Source organism: Brevundimonas pondensis (assembly GCF_017487345.1).
GTDB lineage: Bacteria > Pseudomonadota > Alphaproteobacteria > Caulobacterales > Caulobacteraceae > Brevundimonas > Brevundimonas pondensis.
Genome location: NZ_CP062006.1, coordinates 185,356 through 200,766 on the forward strand (window position 1 = coordinate 185,356; position 15,411 = coordinate 200,766).

Below are 15,411 nucleotides of genomic sequence, written 5' to 3' on the forward strand. Positions count from 1 at the left end.
GGGATCGGCAGCTAGAGCCGATGAATGACCGAGATTGACGAACGAATTGCGCGCCTGAAGGCCAAAGAAAGCGCCCTTAGAAATCGAATGTTCGACCTGGTCGGCGTGCCTGGCAGCGAGAAGCACATGCGGACCTTGGAGAAAAAGACGGAAATCGCGCTAAGCGAACGTATTCGGTTGGTCGGTCAGAAGGAACGATCCGCCCGTCTTCGGTATCCAATTCGCCGTCTCTTTAAGGCTCTTCGGATCAAATGATTGATAGACCTGAGCTTTTTATTTTAGGCGATAGCCACACTACGGCGATAGCCCGGGCGTTCAAAACCCGTGGCGGTCTCGTTGCCGACCGCCAAGTTTTTGTTAGTCGGTATCAAGCTGCCAAGGGTGAAACGATCATCGAAGGCATTACTCACGCTGAAGGCGTCTCAATGTTCCAAGGGGCGGCCAGGAACGCGGTTCTGGTTTCTACAATAGGTGGCAATCAGTTCAACGCGTTCGGGATGATCCAGCATCCTGAGCCCTTCGATTTTTACGAACCTGACGTTCCCACCGAAGACCTTCTCCCAGGAGCCTGCATAATTCCGCAGCGCACTATGGAAGCTACCTTCCGGAAGCTCTTGGGTGTTCGTGACGTCGAGCTTTTGAAGATGTACCGCAAGTCAGGACCAGGTCGCGTCTTCGTACTTGCTCCACCGCCGCCAAAGGAAGACGATGAGTTTGTCAGAACCAAATCTGAAAGCTTGTTTCGCGATAATGGCATAGAAGAAGCTGGGGTCACCCCAGCTATCGTGCGTCTAAAGCTATGGGCCGTTCAGGTACGTATGATGCGCGAGATATTTGCGCCTCTCAAGATTGACGTAATTGCTCCACCTGCCAAAGCTCTAACTGCGGTCGGTTTCCTGGCGCCCGAATTTTACGGCAAGGACGCCACCCACGCGAATAAGGAATATGGGGAAATGGTCCTCAACTTGCTCGACATGGTGTTGCCTAGAAAGCCAATCGCATGAGCGTTCATCCCTACAAGAACCTTCCTGACAAGGCCTTTTGGAAGCGTTCGGTCGGATCGGTAGCACCCGGAGAGATTGACCCGGTTGGACGCTTTGATTTGAAGATCCACCCCGAGACCAAAGTCGCTACGGCTGGAAGTTGCTTTGCTCAACATATTGCCCGCCATCTGAAAGCCAGCGGTTTCTGTTATTATGTAGCTGAACAAGCTCATCCCCTCATTCCGTTCGACGTCGCTGCGGCTCAGAATTACGGCCTTTTTTCCGCACGATACGGGAACATCTACACTGCCCGACAACTCCTTCAGTTGATCCAACGAGCTGTAGGATCATTCACTCCGAGTGATGATGTGTGGGTCGCGGGCGACGGCTCCTTCATTGACCCGTTCAGGCCCTCGACCCAGCCGGGAGGCTATATATCCGAAGGAGAAATGCTGGCTGACCGCGATCAGCATTTGCGCATGGTGCGCGAAATGTTCGCCAATTTAGATGTCTTCGTCTTTACCCTCGGCTTGACTGAGGGGTGGGTTTCAAAGGCGGATGGCGCGGCCTACCCGATCGCGCCTGGTGTCGAAGGCGGCACCTTCAATCCCGATCTGTATGCCTTCATTAATTACGGCGTCGACGACGTCCTGGGTGACATGAACGCCTTCCTTGATCACCTGCGTCTTCTAAATCCGGCCGCCAAGGTGATACTCACCGTATCTCCGGTCCCGCTGGCTGCGACAGCTGAACCTGACCAGCACGTTCTTTCCGCCACCACATACTCCAAATCGGTGTTGCGGGTCGTAGCAGAAATGCTGACCAAGCAGCATCGGAACGTGCATTACTTCCCATCCTTCGAGATCATCACCAGCATGGCATCGCGAGGAGCCTACTACGCCCCCGACCTCCGCAATGTGACGGAGGAGGGCGTCTTGCACGTTATGCGGACTTTCCTACGCCACGCGACTGGAGTAGCGGCGGCTACGCCCGCATCTCAAAAGGACGTTCCTCAGCCTGAGGATTTTATCGAGCGCTCCAGCAAAATTGCTGAGGCGCTGTGCGACGAGGAAAAACTTGACACCTGACCACCTGAAACATTTTGAGGAAGAGGTAGATGTCGAGGCCCAACGCCTGTGTTGTGGTTCGGTTTGTTCTGCCCTGACAGGACCATATGCCGACGGGAACTGTACCCGATTTTGTCACAGCTATTGGAACGCGGCCGAGAAGATCGTTAGCGAGCGCATCAAGGCCGCCAAAGACGAGATGCCTGATTGGCTCAATAAGGCAGGAACCTAGTATCTTTTTGCCGCGGCCCTAGGGGACGTATCGAAGGGAGCACGAGCTAACTATGAAGTCCAAAGCGCCTTCTCGATCCTGATAGACATTGAACCGAACGCGGTCGTTTTTCTCCAGGCGAACCCGAACACCCATTTCGACGGCGATGTAGCTCATCAAGGTCAGCTCGTCTGGACCGAACATTGGAACGGCCGAAGCGCCATCGTTTGATGACGCCTTGTTGCCGGTGATCGTCATGCCTTTGGGAAACGGCTTCAGTGGAGATGAGCTGCTATTGCGGTCCAAGCGGCTGGATAGGTGACGAACCGGGTTCGTCAGAGAATGGCGACGCGGCCCGAAAGGCCGGTGCGCAGGCTCTGGTAGATTTCCAGCCGCTCGCGGTCGGTCAGCATGCGATCATAGATGGCCAGGTAGGCGATATCGAACGTCAGGCCGCCAACACCGAGATCTGGGGCGACGATGAAGTTCTGGCCCCCGCGGCTCCCGCCATTGGCTTGACTGCCTGAGTTGGAGCCGAAGCCGGTTCCGGCCGCGCCGACGGACAGGTTCGAAACCGTTCCGAACGCGCCCCAGCCGAAGCCGCAGCGAAAGTCGGTCTCGCCGGATGTGAGCGAGACGCTCGCGGCCTCGGGCGGGTTGGCGTTCAGGCTGTTGTTGAACCGCCACTCGTGGTTGGCGTGCGCCAGGATGAACCCCGCCAGGGGCGTTCCGTTGCTCATCACCGCCTCGCCGACGCCGCCGATGCTGCGCATGACAGCGACCACGGTCATATCGCGCATGGAGGACGCAACGCCCGTGTCCATGTTTTGGCCCGAGGTGTTGGTGAACCGTGCCCAGTTGGGGCTCCACGTCGGCGCGCCGTTGACGGTCGCTAGCTTGCCGCGCTGCGCCAGATTGCGACGCGAGGCCGCCGCGTCGCCGCCGAACACGAACTCACCTACCATGCCGTCGCGGTTGGGGTTCAGGATGGCGCTGACCGGCCGGGCGAAGGCGGCCGAAGGAGAGCGAAGAGCGGTCACGACAGCACCTTTTCGAACAGGGCGCACCAGTTGTGCATGGGATGGTTCAGGCCGGCGGGGTCGAAGACGATCACATCGCCCTGGCTGTCCCTCAGGTTGCCCCCGCCGACGCCAGTCGCGGCGAAGCCGTAGCGCAGCTTGGCCCCGGCTGCCGGGGCCGTCGCGGCGGTGATGGTGACGGTGTCCCGCCCCGTCACGTTCACGCGGTCGATGGCGATGGCCGCCCCGGCCGCCGTGACCAGGCTGAACCCGGCGCTGGCGACAGAGGCGAACGCCATGGTGTCGATCTTCAGCGCGCCGACCGGGTTGAACCGGACGGTCAGCAGCTTGCCCTGACGGCGGATCGACAGCGGCTTCAGCGGCGCGAACGCCTGCCGGTCCACCACCTTCCGCTTCATCGCCAGCCCGTAATAGGCGCCGCGGATCTTGTTGCCCTGCGCGTTGTAGTGCGGCGTGTCCGACGACTTCGGCAGGAAATAGGCCGGGCAGGCCAGGACGAAGTTCGGATCGGCCTCCGACAGCTCCAGCATGGCCAGATCGGCCCAGGGATAGTCGGTCGCTTCATAGTTCCCGGCCCAACCCGGCTGAGCCATGACGCACAGCACGTCCTCGGCCTGACCGGTCACCGACTTGGCGTAGGTGTCGATGGCGGGCCATCGAAGCCACCGCCCGCAAGGCCGCCGAGCGCGCCCGAGACACTTCTGATGCTTCGGGCGACGAAATCCTGGGCGACATGGAGCGCGAGAGCGCGGAGATCGCCGAGACCAGCAGCATCGAGACGGCATGGATCGACGCGGGCGACATGCTCGACCAGGCCATCGCCATCGCCCGGGCCCGTGACGGCGCCGTCAACTATCCGATCGGTCTCCAGTCGGTGGACGAGAAGCTGCGTGGCCTGAACGCGGGCGAGGTGACGGTCATCGCCGGCTGGACCGGAATGGGCAAGACCGTGGCCGGGATGCAGGTCGCGAAGGGCTGCGCCTCCGTCGGCCTGGGGGTGGCGTACTTCTCCCTGGAGATGTCCGAGGTGCCGATGGCCATGCGGATGGCCTGCGACGTCGTCTATGACCGAACCGCCGCGGCGTATGGCGGCGTGACGTCCAACATCACAATCGACCGCGCCATCGCCGGTGACCTGAAGCCCCACGAGTGGGAGCGCCTAAACGAAGCGCGGGCGACCATCCGGCGCTGGCCGATCTCCTATGACATGCGCCCGAACCTGACCGTCGCCCAGATCCAGGCGGCGGTGGTGCGCCTGCATAGGGTGTGGAAGCGCCAGGGCATTAGGCCCGGCCCGGTCATCGTAGACCACATCGGCAAGGTGAAGCCCTCGCAGGAGCGGCGCGGCAACGTGACCGCAGAGACCAGAGACGTATCGAATGACCTGAACGCCATGGCCAAGCGCCTGGGCGTCCCGGTGGTGATCCTGTCGCAACTGAACCGCACCGTCGATCAAGGCCCGTCCAAGGACAAGCGCCCGACCCTGTCGAGCGTGAAAGACTCCGGCGCCGTGGTTGAGGACGCCCGCCAACGTGCCCTTCTATGTCCGCATCGAGCGGGCGACCGGCGACATCCTGATCTTGCCGAGCGACAGCCTTCCGGCGCAGCCTGCGCCCGAGAGCGCCAATGACGACGCCGATCTCGACCGTGAACTGGCCGAGTGGGACGAGAAGCGGAAGGGATAGCCCGTGGCCGCCAAGGTCAAACTGGATTCGGTTTACCGGGTCGTCGCCAAGAGCGGCGCCGTCTATCTCTATGCCTGGAAGGGTAAAGGAGCGCCGCGGCTGCACGCCGAGCCGGGCTCCGCCGCCTTCGTCGAAGAGCTGGCCGCCGCGCTGGCGACCAGGAAGACCGGCGACAAGTCCAAGATGCTCAGCCTGACGCACATGTGGTTCGCGTCGGACGCCTGGACCAAGCCCCGCGAAAAGGGCGGGATGGCCGACAGCACCAAGAAGAACTGGAAGCCGTTCGTGAAGGCGATCCAGAACCACTTCGGGCCGCTGCGCATCGCCCAATTCGACCGCGCTACCACCATCCGCCCCCACATCAAGCGCTGGCTCGACAAGAACTGGTCAGACCACCCCAGGCAGGCGGACATGGCCAAGCAGGTGTTGTCGGCCCTGCTGACCTACGCCGTCGACAACGACATGCTGACGTCGAACCCCTGCATCGGCATGAAGAACCGCTATTCCAGCAACCGTGCTGATCGGATCTGGACGCCCGAGCATCTGATGGCCCTTGCCGAGAAGGCGCCGGCGCACGTCATGTTCGCTGCCCGCCTCGCCGCCCTGACCGGACTGCGCCAAGGCGACCTTTTGCGCCTTTCGTGGGGCCACATCAGCGATCTGGCTATCGACCTCCCGTCGACCAGCAAGACCGGCAAGGGCGCGCTGATCCCGATGTACGGCGAGCTGAGCGCGCTGCTGAAGGAAATCCCCAAGGTCTCGACCATCGTCCTGACGAATAGCGACGGACTGCCTTGGAAGACCGGCTTCGGCTCAAGCTGGAACAAGGCGCTGATCGCCGCGAAGCTGAACGGCGCCGATCTTCACTTCCACGACTTCCGAGGCACGGCCGCCACGCGGATGTATCTGGCCGGCCTTTCGAAGCGCGAGATCGCGGAGGCCACCGCCTGGGACGAGGAGAGCGTCGACCGCATTATCCGGCGCTACGTGACCCGAGACGCGCTGCTCCGCGAACGCATCGCGAAGCTGGATCAGAACGGCCGCAGAACGGAAACGGAAAAAAGTGCAGAAAAAAGCTGACCTGAAAATCAGCTAAGTGTTGGAGCGGCCGGCGGGAATCGAACCCGCGACATTCAGCTTGGGAAGCTGACGTTCTACCTCTGAACTACGGCCGCATTGCTGGACCCGCGAGCGACGCCGGAGGGCGATCCTTCGCAAGCAGCGAAAGCCCTGTCTATCCGGTCGTCCAGCCACGCTCAAGACGGGCGGATCCACAAGAGGGCGCGATCCTCGTATTTCAACCTATGCGTTTATCTTGGTTTAATGATGCTCGTTATACGATAGGGACGAAAACAAGATGAGGCTCGTTCATGAAGCGGCTCGGTCTTCTTTCTCGCCTTCGGCATGACCGGCGCGGCGTGGCGGCGATCGAGTTCGCCATGGTCGCGCCGCTGCTGATCCTCCTGATGTCTGGGCTGCTGATCTACGGCAGCTGGTTCTGGATGGCCCATTCTGTCCAGTCTCTGGCGTCCGAGGGCGCGCGCGCCGCGATCGCCGGACTGGACCGCGCGGAGCGTGAACAACTCGCGGTCGACTTTGTCACCGCCCAGGTCGGTGACCTGGGGCTACGGCCGGAGCAAGCGAGCGTCAGCGTGGACGCAGCCGGTTCGGCCATCCGCGTGACAGTCGCCTATGACGCCGCCGATCATCCGCTGATGGCGCTGTCAGGTCTTGTCCCATCGCCCCCGCGGATCATTCGCCGCACGGCGGTGGTGCGCCTGGGAGGTTACTGACATGGTCGTCCGGCGCTGGACTGGCGACGAACGAGGCGGGATCGCGATCATGACCGCCGTCTTCGGCGCGGTGATCTGTGTCCTTGCAGCGCTGGCCGTCGATTTGGGCTCGGTGATGCTGAAGGCGCGGCAGGTGCAGGGCGCGGCGGATCTGTCGGCCATGGCGGCGGCCCATGACTTGTCGCATGCCGAGGCTGCGGCGCGCGCCACCGCCTCGGCCAATCTGGCCGAGGTTCAGGCGGTCAGCGTGGTCAAGGGCGCCTATGTCGCCGATGCGCGCATCGCCCCGGCAGACCGCTTCAGCCCCGGGGTGCTCGAGCCCAACGCCGCTCGGGTCGAGGTGACGGCCCCTGCGCCGCTTTTCTTCGGACGGCTCATCATGCAGCGGGACGCCGTCGCGGTGCGCCGCAGCGCCGTCGCGGCCATTCCGGGCGGGCGCCCCCAGGCCATGTTTTCGATCGGGTCCCGTCTGGCCAGCCTGGACGGGGGGCTGGCCAACGCCTTGCTGTCAGGGCTGCTGGGGTCGAACATCTCGCTGACGGTCATGGATTATCGCGCCCTGGCCGGCGCCCAGGTCAACCTGCTGCAGTTCTCCGACGCCCTGGCTGCGGACCTTGGTCTGACCGCCGGCGACTATGACGCTCTTCTGGAGCAGGAAGTGACGGTCGGCCGTGCGCTGAAGGTTCTCGAAGCGGTCGCCGGCGCGGACGCCAAAAGCGCCCTCAGCAAGCTGACGCGCGCGCCGATCGACGCCAGGCTGAAGCTGAAGGATCTGATTGGCGTTGAAGCCGACGCTCGCCACGGACTGCGTGAGGCGCTGAACGCCAATGTCTCGGCAATGGATCTCATCATGGCCTCTCTCGAGACGGCCAACGGCGATCGCCAGGTGGCGCTGGATCTGGGCGCGCGCGCCGGATTGGCGGACCTGGATATCATGCTGGCCATCGGGGAGCGGCCGAACAAGTCGCCGTGGCTGACAATCACCAGCAAGGACGAGCCCATTATTCGCACGGCCCAGGCGCGTATCTACCTGAAGGCGACGACGTCTCAGGCCCTGGCGGGTCTGGCCCAGGTGAAGTTGCCGATCCTGGTGGAGGCCGCCGCGTCGGAGGCGCGTCTGAAGCGGATAGACTGCGGCGCGGCGACGACTGTGACCCTGGCCGTTCGCCCGGGCGTGGCGCGTGCGCGCGTGGGCGTGATTGACGAGGCGAAACTGAAGAACTTCAAAACGCCCCTGACCAGTTCGCCCGCCACCCTGGTCTCGGTGTTGAACCTTGTCACCCTCAAGGCTCATGCCGACCTGGAAATCGCCGATCCGGACTGGACGGACGTGACCTTCAGTCAAGCCGACATCGACATGCAAAAGACCCGAACAGCGCGGTCGCGCCATTTCGTCAACGGCCTTGTCGTCAGCCTTCTGCAGAGGCTGGAGGTCAGCTTGCTGGGGCTGGATCTGGGCGGGTTGGTTCAGGCGGTCGGCGTGCTTCTGACGCCGCTGGGGCCGGTTCTGGACGGAATTATCCAGCCGCTGCTGGACCTGCTGGGGCTCAGGCTGGGCGAGGCGGACGTGCGCGTACATGGCGTGCAGTGCCCGACACAGGGGCGTACGCCTGTTCTGGTGCGATAGGCCGGGGCCGGGGCGCCCCGGCCGTCAGCCCTCGATCGAGCGCAGACCCGAGACGGCGGCCTGCTGCACTACAGGGCGACGTTGGCCGCCGGCGGCGATAATGCGGTCGATGCGGGCCTTTTCGGCGCGGAAAGCGGCCAGATCGGCGCCCGCCAGGACGGTGCCTTCCTGCGTTTTGATGCCGGACGGATTGATCCGCTGGCCGTTACGCCAGATTTCGTAGTGCAGGTGCGGGCCGGTCGAGGCGCCGGTCGAGCCGACATAGGCGACGACCTGACCCTGGGACACGCGCTGACCGGCGCGGATGCCCGAGCCATAGCGCGACAGGTGGCCGTAGCCGCTTTCCAGGCCGTTGGCATGGCGAATGCGCAGCCAGTTGCCGTAACCGCCCCAGCGACGCGCCTCGACGACCACGCCGTCGGCGGGCGCCACGATGGGCGTGCCGGTGGTGGCGGCGAAGTCCATGCCCTGGTGCATCTTGCGATAACCCGAGATGGGGTGGGTGCGGACGCCGAAGTTCGAGCTGACACGGCGGAAGCTGGTCAGCGGCGTGCGCATCATGGCGGTGCGCGTATTCTTGCCGGTGGCGTCGAAATACTCGGCCGTCTTCGCGCCGGGGCGCTGATAACGATAGAAGGCGTGGCCCTTCAGCTCGGCGTAGAGCAGTTCGCCGGTCTCCACCGTGCGACCGGCCTCGGTCACGGAGCGGTCGAAGACCAGGGTGAACTCGTCGGTGGCGCGCACGTCGCGCTGCATGTCGAACTTGTGCGCGAACAGCTGGCTGGCGCGGCGGACGACCGCCGAGGTGGCGCCCAGTTCGCGGGCGCTGGCCGACAGGGAGCGCTGGACCTTGTCATTGGCGACGACGGTTTCGTGGGTCACCTTTTCGTCGAGGGCGCGCAGACGAAGCGCGCCGTCGAAGCTGCGCGACACGGTCAGCTGGCTGGCTGGGCCGGTGCGCATGGTCAGGCCGATCAGGCGAGCGTCGCCCCGGCCGCCGCGCGGCTTGGAGACGGCGGTCTCGAATTTCAGGCCGGCCCGCATGTCCTTGAGGTCGAAGGCGCTGGCGATGGTGGCGGCGACGGCGCTGGCTTCCTCGGCGCCGATGCCTGTGCGGCGCACGGCCTGCTCAAAGGTCTCGCCACGACGGATTTGTACAGGAATGGCTTCGGGGGCCGTCAGACCGGCCGGTGCGCCGGCGGCGGCGTAGGCCTGGGTCTCAAGATAGGCGATCTGCTCGCTTGTCAGCGCGGGAACTTCCTCGGCGCGGACGGGTTCATAGGCCTGACCGGCCATCAGGGCGATGGTCACGGCGGCGGCCGTCGTCAGGAAATACGGCGCAAGCCGCATGGGCTGGCGGCGCGGATCGAACTGAGCCATCGGTCCCCGGCAATCGACGACGCCCTACTGGCGCCAAACCATTCGAATCATGGATCACGCCCGGGTCCCCCCAAACGCGAAGCGAGCGATATAGCCCGTCCGTCCCATCTTGGGAAGCGCGTAGGTTACAATTGGTTAACTTGGCCGGGTGCAAGTCAAGTATTCCACTGTTTTTCCTGAATCCTCGGCGGACAATGGCCCTTTTCTCGCCTTGCTTGACTGAACAGTGACTGCCGCGCCACGCATCAGTGTTCATACAGTCACGCCTGTCCTTGCAGCGCGATCTGTGGCGTTGTTACGCCTTCATTCGACGACGGACCGCCGAGCGCCTTGACCGACGAGACCCCTGCCTCAAAGCCCGCCCGCCGCCGTGCGCGCTCCGCCGTCCGGACGGCCTTGGCCGTTGTCCTGATCGGTCTGGCTCTTTTGGTCCTTCTGGCCGCCGCCCTCTATCTTAACCGCCGCGCCGCCGCGCGCGAACTTCTGGTCGGATGGCTGGATCGCAAGGGCATCGACGCCGATGTCGAGGTGGATCGACTGGAAGTGGACGGCTTCGTCGGCAAGATCAGCATTGGCGACCCGCGCAATCCCGACTTCAAGGTCGAACGGGTCGAGGTGGATTACGCCCTGGGCATGCCTTGGTCGAAGGCCGGCCTGGGCGTGACGCCCAGTCGCATCCGCCTGGTTCGACCGCTGGCGCGCGCCAGCTGGAAGAAGGGCAAGCTGTCGCTGGGTTCGCTCGACCCGTTGGTCGAGGAGTTCATGGGCAAGCCGCCGCGTCCCGACAGCCGCGCTCCCCTGGTCGTCGTCGAGGGCGGCCGCGCGCGCATCGACACCGAATACGGCCCCGTTCAGGTTCTGGCGGATGCGCGGATCGACAACAGCAAGCTGATGCGGCTGAACGCCCGCCTGCCCGCCGCTTCGCTGAAGAGCGGCGACGTGGAGGCGCGTGGTCTGAGCGCGATCGTGGATCTGACCACCACGGGCGATCGCGTGGCGCTTAAGGTCGAGGCCGCCGCTGATGATTTCGCTCTGGCCGACGCCAGCGGGTCGGCGGCGAAGCTGAGCCTGACCGGCGATCTGCCCTATCCCGACCTGAAGACGCGTCGCGGCGACGGGCGCGCGGTCATCGCCGCCCACCTGACCGCTGACGCCCTGGCGGCAGGCGGCGTCGAGGGGCGGCAGGCCGACGCGACGCTGGACTTCGACGGCGTGACCGAAGGCTGGCTGGAAGCCTTCCGAGTCTCAGGCAAGGGACAGGCGCGTGTGCGGGCGAGGAGGATGGCGGGTCAGGGGTTCGAGGCGCGCGGCGTCGACCTGGCCCTGAGTCGCGCGGACATCGCCGCAAGTGAGGGGGAGCGCGGCCTGGAATGGCGCATCGGTTCCCCCGCTGTCGTTCGCCTCGAGAGCGGCGCCATGGGGCAGACCCGGCTGGGTCAGGCGGTGCTGGCCTCATCCGGACTGACGGCGGGCGGGCGTGGAGACGCCTTCGAAGTGCAGGGCCCTCTGGCCCTGACGGCCGGACGGCTGAGTTCCGGCGACCTGACGCTGAGCGACGCCCGCGGCCGTCTGGCGCTGGACGTGGTGCGCGACAGCGTGACCCGGATCACGGCCCAGGGCGCGCTGTCCGCCGCGCGCACCGCCTGGTCCGGCCTCGGCGCCCCGGCAAGGGATGATCTGCCGGAAGTGGCCGAGTTGAAGCGCGCCCTGGGCGCCTTCGCCATCGACGCTCCCGGCGTCCGGTTCGCCACCGGCAATGCGGGCACCGAGCTGACGCTGACGCGGCCGGCCACGGCGCGCCCCGCCAACGGCGGTCTTCTGACCTTCTCGCCGGCGAAGACGCCCCTGTTCGCGGCTGAGCCGGATCAGGCCGGCGGCGGCGCCCTCAGCATCGCTTCACAACGCGGCGGCGGCCTGCCCGAGGCCCGGATCGACGTGCCGTCGTGGAGCCTGACACGCGGCGGTTTCCGCGCCGTGGTGGACGGTCAGGCGGCGCTGGACTTCGGCCCGGCGCGCAACATCGCCCTGTCGACCAGGGGCGAGTTGGCCTCCGACGGCGGGCGACTGACCTATGCGACGGGCGACTGCATCCCCCTCAGCGTCGCCAAGCTGGAGCTGGGCGAGAACGACGTGACCGATATCGCCGGCCGTTTCTGCCCGGCCGACGCCCCCCTGATCACGGTCGTGGACGGAAGTTGGCGCGCGCAGGGGGCCCTGACAGACGTCGGCGCCACCGCCCCCTTCCTGGCCATGCGCTTCTCCGACGCCCAGGGGCGACTGGTCGTGGACGGAAAGCCCGCTGGCCTGTCGATGACGGCGAGCGTGACGCGCGCCCTGGCGTCCGACACGACTGATCCCCTGCGCTTCCTGCCGCTGACCGCGGTCGGCGAGGCGCGGCTGGCCAATGACGTCTGGAGCGGCGGGTTCGACCTGACCCGTCTGGAGCAAGCCATCGGCCGCATCGACCTGCGCCACGATGGAAAGGCCGAGGCGGGCGGCGTGACCATCAGCGCCCCGAATCTCTTCTTTACCGCCCAGGGGCTGCAGCCCGACGATCTCAGCCCCTTGGCCGGTGACTACCTGAAGTCGCCTGTCGAGGGCTCGGCCGGCTTCGAGGGGCGCTTTGACTGGACCCCGAGCACGACCTCCAGCTCCGGCGTCGCCACCATCACCGAGCTCGACTTCACCAGCCCGGCTGGCAAGGTGCAGGGGCTGAAGGGTCGCGTCGAGTTCACAAGCCTGACGCCGCTGATCACCGCCCCGGATCAGGTGCTGACGGTGAACCGACTGGAGACGGTCACCCCGTTGACCGATCTGGAGCTGCGCTTCGCCCTGGACGAGAAGGCGCTGAACCTGGCGGGTGGTCAGATCCAGGCGGCGGGCGGGCGTATCAGCATCGAGCCTTTCAACATTCCCCTGACGCCAGGCGAGGCCTGGGGCGGGGTGATCGTGGTCGAGCAGGTGCAGCTGAACGAGCTGATGAAGAGCGCCAACCTGCAGGATAAGGCCGAGCTGGATTCCGTGGTGTCCGGTCGCCTGCCTTTCACCTTCGCGCCCGATACGGGCTGGCGCATCGTCGGCGGCGTGCTGACCGCCGTTCGGCCGGGCCGTCTGTCGATCAAGCCCGAGGTCTTCGACGATCTGGCGGCGGGCGGCGGGGCCGCCGACGGCGCGCCCCTGCCGCCCAACACCATGCAGGATCTGGCCTATCAGGCCATGCAGGACCTTGCGATCAGCGGCCTGTCCGCCGAGGTCAACAGCCTGGATGGTGGTCGCCTGGGGGTCCGGTTCCATATCAACGGCCGGCACGATCCGCCCGAGCGCGAACAGCTGCGTCTGAGCTGGATGGAGCTGATCCGTCGCGACTTCCTGAACAAGAAGCTGAATCTGCCGTCCGACACGCCGATCGACCTGACGCTGGACACGACCTGGAACGCCAATGAGATCGTCTCGGACCTGATGGAATACGCCCGTCGCGGCGAAACGCCGGATTGACCCTTGAGATACCGCGCCGCTTTGTTCAGAACCCGTTCACGCGCCGTGGCGTTAGATCGTCACGACTTCAACCGCCGCCTTCGGAGATCGGCCTCATGATCAGCAAGCGTCAGATCGCCCTGCTCGGCCTCGCCGCCGTCAGCGTCGCCGCGTGCGCGCCCACGGTGAACATCAAATTCAGCGAACCGCTGCAGATCTACGCCAAGCTGGACGCCGACATCCGCATCAAGCTCGACCAGGAACTGCAGAACCTCCTGCGCGAAAACCCCAACCTGTTCTGACCGAAAGAAAGGGGCTGAACATGAACCATCGCAAGCTCTTCGTCGCCGTCGCCGCTGTCGCCGCCCTGGGCGTGGCCGCCGGCGCCGCCGTGGCCCAGACCGCCTCGCAAAAGGCCCTGGTCGACCAGGCCAAGGCCGCAGGATCGGTCGGCGAGCAGGCCGACGGCTTCCTCGGCGTGCGCACCTCGGTGAACGCCGACACCCAGGCCGCCGTCAGCGCCACCAACGCCGGCCGCCGCCAGGCCTATGCCCGCAGCGCCGCCGACGCCGGCACCTCGGCCGATGTGGCCGGCGCCCGGATGTTCGAAACCCAGCTGCTGCCGCGCATCAGCTCGGGCCAGTGGTACAAGAACGCCGCGGGCCAGTGGGTCCAGCGTTGATCTGACGCGATGAAAAGACCCCGGGTCGAAGGTCGAGCAGGGCGCTTCCTGCTGGCCCTCGGCCTGGCGGTCGTCATCGCCGCCGTCGTCACCCTCGGTCTGGCCGGATACTGGCGACTGATCGGCGGCGGTCCCATGTCCGTTCACGGCTGGATCGCCATGGGACTGGGCGTGCTGGGCACGGTCGGTCTGGCCGGACTGCTGATGAGTCTGGCCTTCAGGTCGGATCGCGAGGGTTGGGACGATCAAGTCGATAATCGACTGGACCCCGGCCGGGACGAAGCCGAAGACAACGACACCCTCTATTAGGCGGCTACCGCGCCGTCATCCGTGACGCCCAGCGCCGGTTCGAACAACTGCCGCGTCAGGGCCTCGACCACCGGCACGGCGACCGCATCCCCCATCAGCTTCAGGGCCGCGCTTTCGCTGGTCGGCAGCCGATAGTCGTCCGACACCCCCATCAGCCGCGCCGCCTCGCGTCCCGTCAGGCGGCGCATGCTCGCCCGGCCCTTGTCGCAGATCAGCACATACTGCCGCGACGAGCCGCCCGAGGGCGTGCGCAGACAACCCCCCAGACCATCGAAGCGCAGCTCAAGCCGCTGATGCTTGACCCCGTCCAGGGTCCGCACCCGGCGGAAGGCGGCGCCGACGCGGCGCTCGCCCGAGGCCAGGACCGCGTCCAGCCGCGCCCGGTGCAGCGGCGACAGCATGGCCAGCAAGGCCTTGGTCTGAGCCCTGGTGAAGACCGGAACCCTGGCCTCCAGCACGGTGGACAGGTCCAGATTGCGACGCGGCGGCGGGGTCAGGGCCCACCAGGCCCAGTTGGCCCGCACGCTTTCGGAAAGGCGGGCGTGGGCGGCGATCAGGCGTGGCGTGTGGAAAGGACCGCTCGGCGTGGCGACGGTCGGCCCCTCGACCTCGCGCATGGCGATGACGAACAGGCGCGGCCGCGACTGGGGCAGCCAGAGGGCCGCGTCCATCTCCAGCGCGCCGACGCGATAGCCGGCCTCGACCATGGCGGCGCAGACGGCCTCGAAGTCGGCTCCCTCGCCGGAGGTCAACAAACCGGCGACGTTCTCGATGACGATGATGCGCGGCGCGCGGCCCTCAAGGTCGAGCCCCTGCATCAGCTTCCAGAAGCCCCAGAAGGCGCCCGAGCGCACGGCCTTCAGCCCGCCGCGCGCGCCCGCCAGACTGACGTCCTGACAGGGCGACGAGGCCCAGCACAGGTCCGGCGTTCCGGGAATCTCGGCAGGCGTCAGATCCCAGACGTCGCCCTCGGCCAGCAGGGTCCCGGCGTGGTTGGCGCGGAAGGCGCGGGCCTTCATTGGGTCGATGTCGTTGGCGAAGACCGTGCCGAACCCGGCACGCCCGCTGGACAGGCCCAGGCCTGCCAGACCGCCCCCCGCGAAGAACTCGCAGGCGGTGAGGGGAGCAGAGGCGGAGGCGACGCGATTCGTCATGGCGGG

Annotated in this window: 15 protein-coding genes and 1 tRNA gene; 11 read left to right on the forward strand and 5 right to left on the reverse strand. The window is 65.7% G+C overall.

What is annotated here, in order from left to right:
- Positions 1–24: 24 nt before the first annotated feature.
- From IFE19_RS00975 to IFE19_RS00985, 3 genes are read left to right on the forward strand one after another with little or no spacing between them, the layout of a single operon-like run.
- On the forward strand, positions 25–255 hold the full coding sequence (locus IFE19_RS00975; RefSeq protein WP_207824913.1) for a hypothetical protein: 231 nt from the start codon (positions 25–27) through the stop codon (positions 253–255).
- Positions 252–1,004: a hypothetical protein gene (locus tag IFE19_RS00980; RefSeq protein ID WP_207824915.1), complete on the forward strand. Its 753-nt coding sequence runs from the start codon at positions 252–254 to the stop codon at positions 1,002–1,004. Before IFE19_RS00975 ends, IFE19_RS00980 begins: the two co-directional genes overlap by 4 nt.
- Positions 1,001–2,071, forward strand: a complete 1,071-nt coding sequence (locus IFE19_RS00985; protein ID WP_207824917.1) for a GSCFA domain-containing protein — start codon at positions 1,001–1,003, stop codon at positions 2,069–2,071. Before IFE19_RS00980 ends, IFE19_RS00985 begins: the two co-directional genes overlap by 4 nt.
- 525 nt (positions 2,072–2,596) lie before the next feature.
- On the opposite strand, the gene IFE19_RS00990 is transcribed toward IFE19_RS00985, so the two are convergent.
- Together IFE19_RS00990 and IFE19_RS00995 are read right to left on the reverse strand one after the other, a co-directional pair.
- Positions 2,597–3,301, reverse strand: a complete 705-nt coding sequence (locus IFE19_RS00990; protein ID WP_207824919.1) for a hypothetical protein — start codon at positions 3,299–3,301, stop codon at positions 2,597–2,599.
- Positions 3,298–3,927: a hypothetical protein gene (locus IFE19_RS00995; protein ID WP_207824921.1), complete on the reverse strand. Its 630-nt coding sequence runs from the start codon at positions 3,925–3,927 to the stop codon at positions 3,298–3,300. The genes IFE19_RS00990 and IFE19_RS00995 overlap by 4 nt, the downstream gene beginning before the upstream one ends.
- A gap of 107 nt (positions 3,928–4,034) precedes the next feature.
- On the opposite strand from IFE19_RS00995, the gene IFE19_RS01000 reads away from it, so the two are divergent.
- Both IFE19_RS01000 and IFE19_RS01005 read left to right on the forward strand, forming a co-directional pair.
- Positions 4,035–4,931 carry a DnaB-like helicase C-terminal domain-containing protein gene (locus IFE19_RS01000; RefSeq protein WP_207824923.1) on the forward strand — a complete coding sequence of 299 codons (897 nt, stop codon included), beginning with the start codon at positions 4,035–4,037 and terminating at the stop codon, positions 4,929–4,931.
- A 58-nt stretch (positions 4,932–4,989) separates the two neighbouring features.
- Positions 4,990–6,066: a tyrosine-type recombinase/integrase gene (locus IFE19_RS01005; RefSeq protein WP_207824925.1), complete on the forward strand. Its 1,077-nt coding sequence runs from the start codon at positions 4,990–4,992 to the stop codon at positions 6,064–6,066.
- A 20-nt stretch (positions 6,067–6,086) separates the two neighbouring features.
- On the opposite strand, the gene IFE19_RS01010 is transcribed toward IFE19_RS01005, so the two are convergent.
- Positions 6,087–6,161, reverse strand: a tRNA-Gly gene (locus IFE19_RS01010).
- Between the two features lie 195 nt (positions 6,162–6,356).
- On the opposite strand from IFE19_RS01010, the gene IFE19_RS01015 reads away from it, so the two are divergent.
- Positions 6,357–6,779, forward strand: coding sequence for a TadE/TadG family type IV pilus assembly protein (locus IFE19_RS01015; RefSeq protein ID WP_207824927.1), 423 nt, complete (start codon positions 6,357–6,359; stop codon positions 6,777–6,779).
- A gap of 1 nt (position 6,780) precedes the next feature.
- Positions 6,781–8,406 carry a TadG family pilus assembly protein gene (locus IFE19_RS01020; protein ID WP_207824929.1) on the forward strand — a complete coding sequence of 542 codons (1,626 nt, stop codon included), beginning with the start codon at positions 6,781–6,783 and terminating at the stop codon, positions 8,404–8,406.
- A gap of 24 nt (positions 8,407–8,430) precedes the next feature.
- Here IFE19_RS01020 and IFE19_RS01025 read toward each other — a convergent pair whose 3' ends face one another.
- A complete protein-coding gene (locus IFE19_RS01025; RefSeq protein ID WP_207824931.1) occupies positions 8,431–9,786 on the reverse strand; it encodes a M23 family metallopeptidase in 1,356 nt (451 codons plus the stop codon).
- A gap of 330 nt (positions 9,787–10,116) precedes the next feature.
- Between IFE19_RS01025 and IFE19_RS01030 the strand changes: the two genes are divergently transcribed.
- The 4 genes from IFE19_RS01030 (at position 10,117) to IFE19_RS01045 (ending at position 14,251) form a co-directional block, all read left to right on the forward strand.
- Positions 10,117–13,281 carry an intermembrane phospholipid transport protein YdbH family protein gene (locus IFE19_RS01030; protein WP_225910341.1) on the forward strand — a complete coding sequence of 1,055 codons (3,165 nt, stop codon included), beginning with the start codon at positions 10,117–10,119 and terminating at the stop codon, positions 13,279–13,281.
- Positions 13,282–13,376: 95 nt separating this feature from the next.
- The gene (locus IFE19_RS01035) at positions 13,377–13,562 is read left to right on the forward strand and encodes a YnbE family lipoprotein (RefSeq protein WP_207824933.1); all 186 of its coding nucleotides are present in this window, start codon (positions 13,377–13,379) and stop codon (positions 13,560–13,562) included.
- Between the two features lie 20 nt (positions 13,563–13,582).
- Entirely contained in the window at positions 13,583–13,942 is a 360-nt protein-coding gene (locus IFE19_RS01040; RefSeq protein ID WP_207824935.1) for a YdbL family protein, read from the forward strand.
- 9 nt (positions 13,943–13,951) lie between these two features.
- A complete protein-coding gene (locus tag IFE19_RS01045) occupies positions 13,952–14,251 on the forward strand; it encodes a hypothetical protein (RefSeq protein WP_207824937.1) in 300 nt (99 codons plus the stop codon).
- Here the strand turns inward: IFE19_RS01045 and IFE19_RS01050 are convergent.
- A complete protein-coding gene (locus tag IFE19_RS01050) occupies positions 14,248–15,405 on the reverse strand; it encodes a DNA cytosine methyltransferase (protein WP_207824939.1) in 1,158 nt (385 codons plus the stop codon). The genes IFE19_RS01045 and IFE19_RS01050 overlap by 4 nt on opposite strands.
- Positions 15,406–15,411 lie beyond the last annotated feature (6 nt).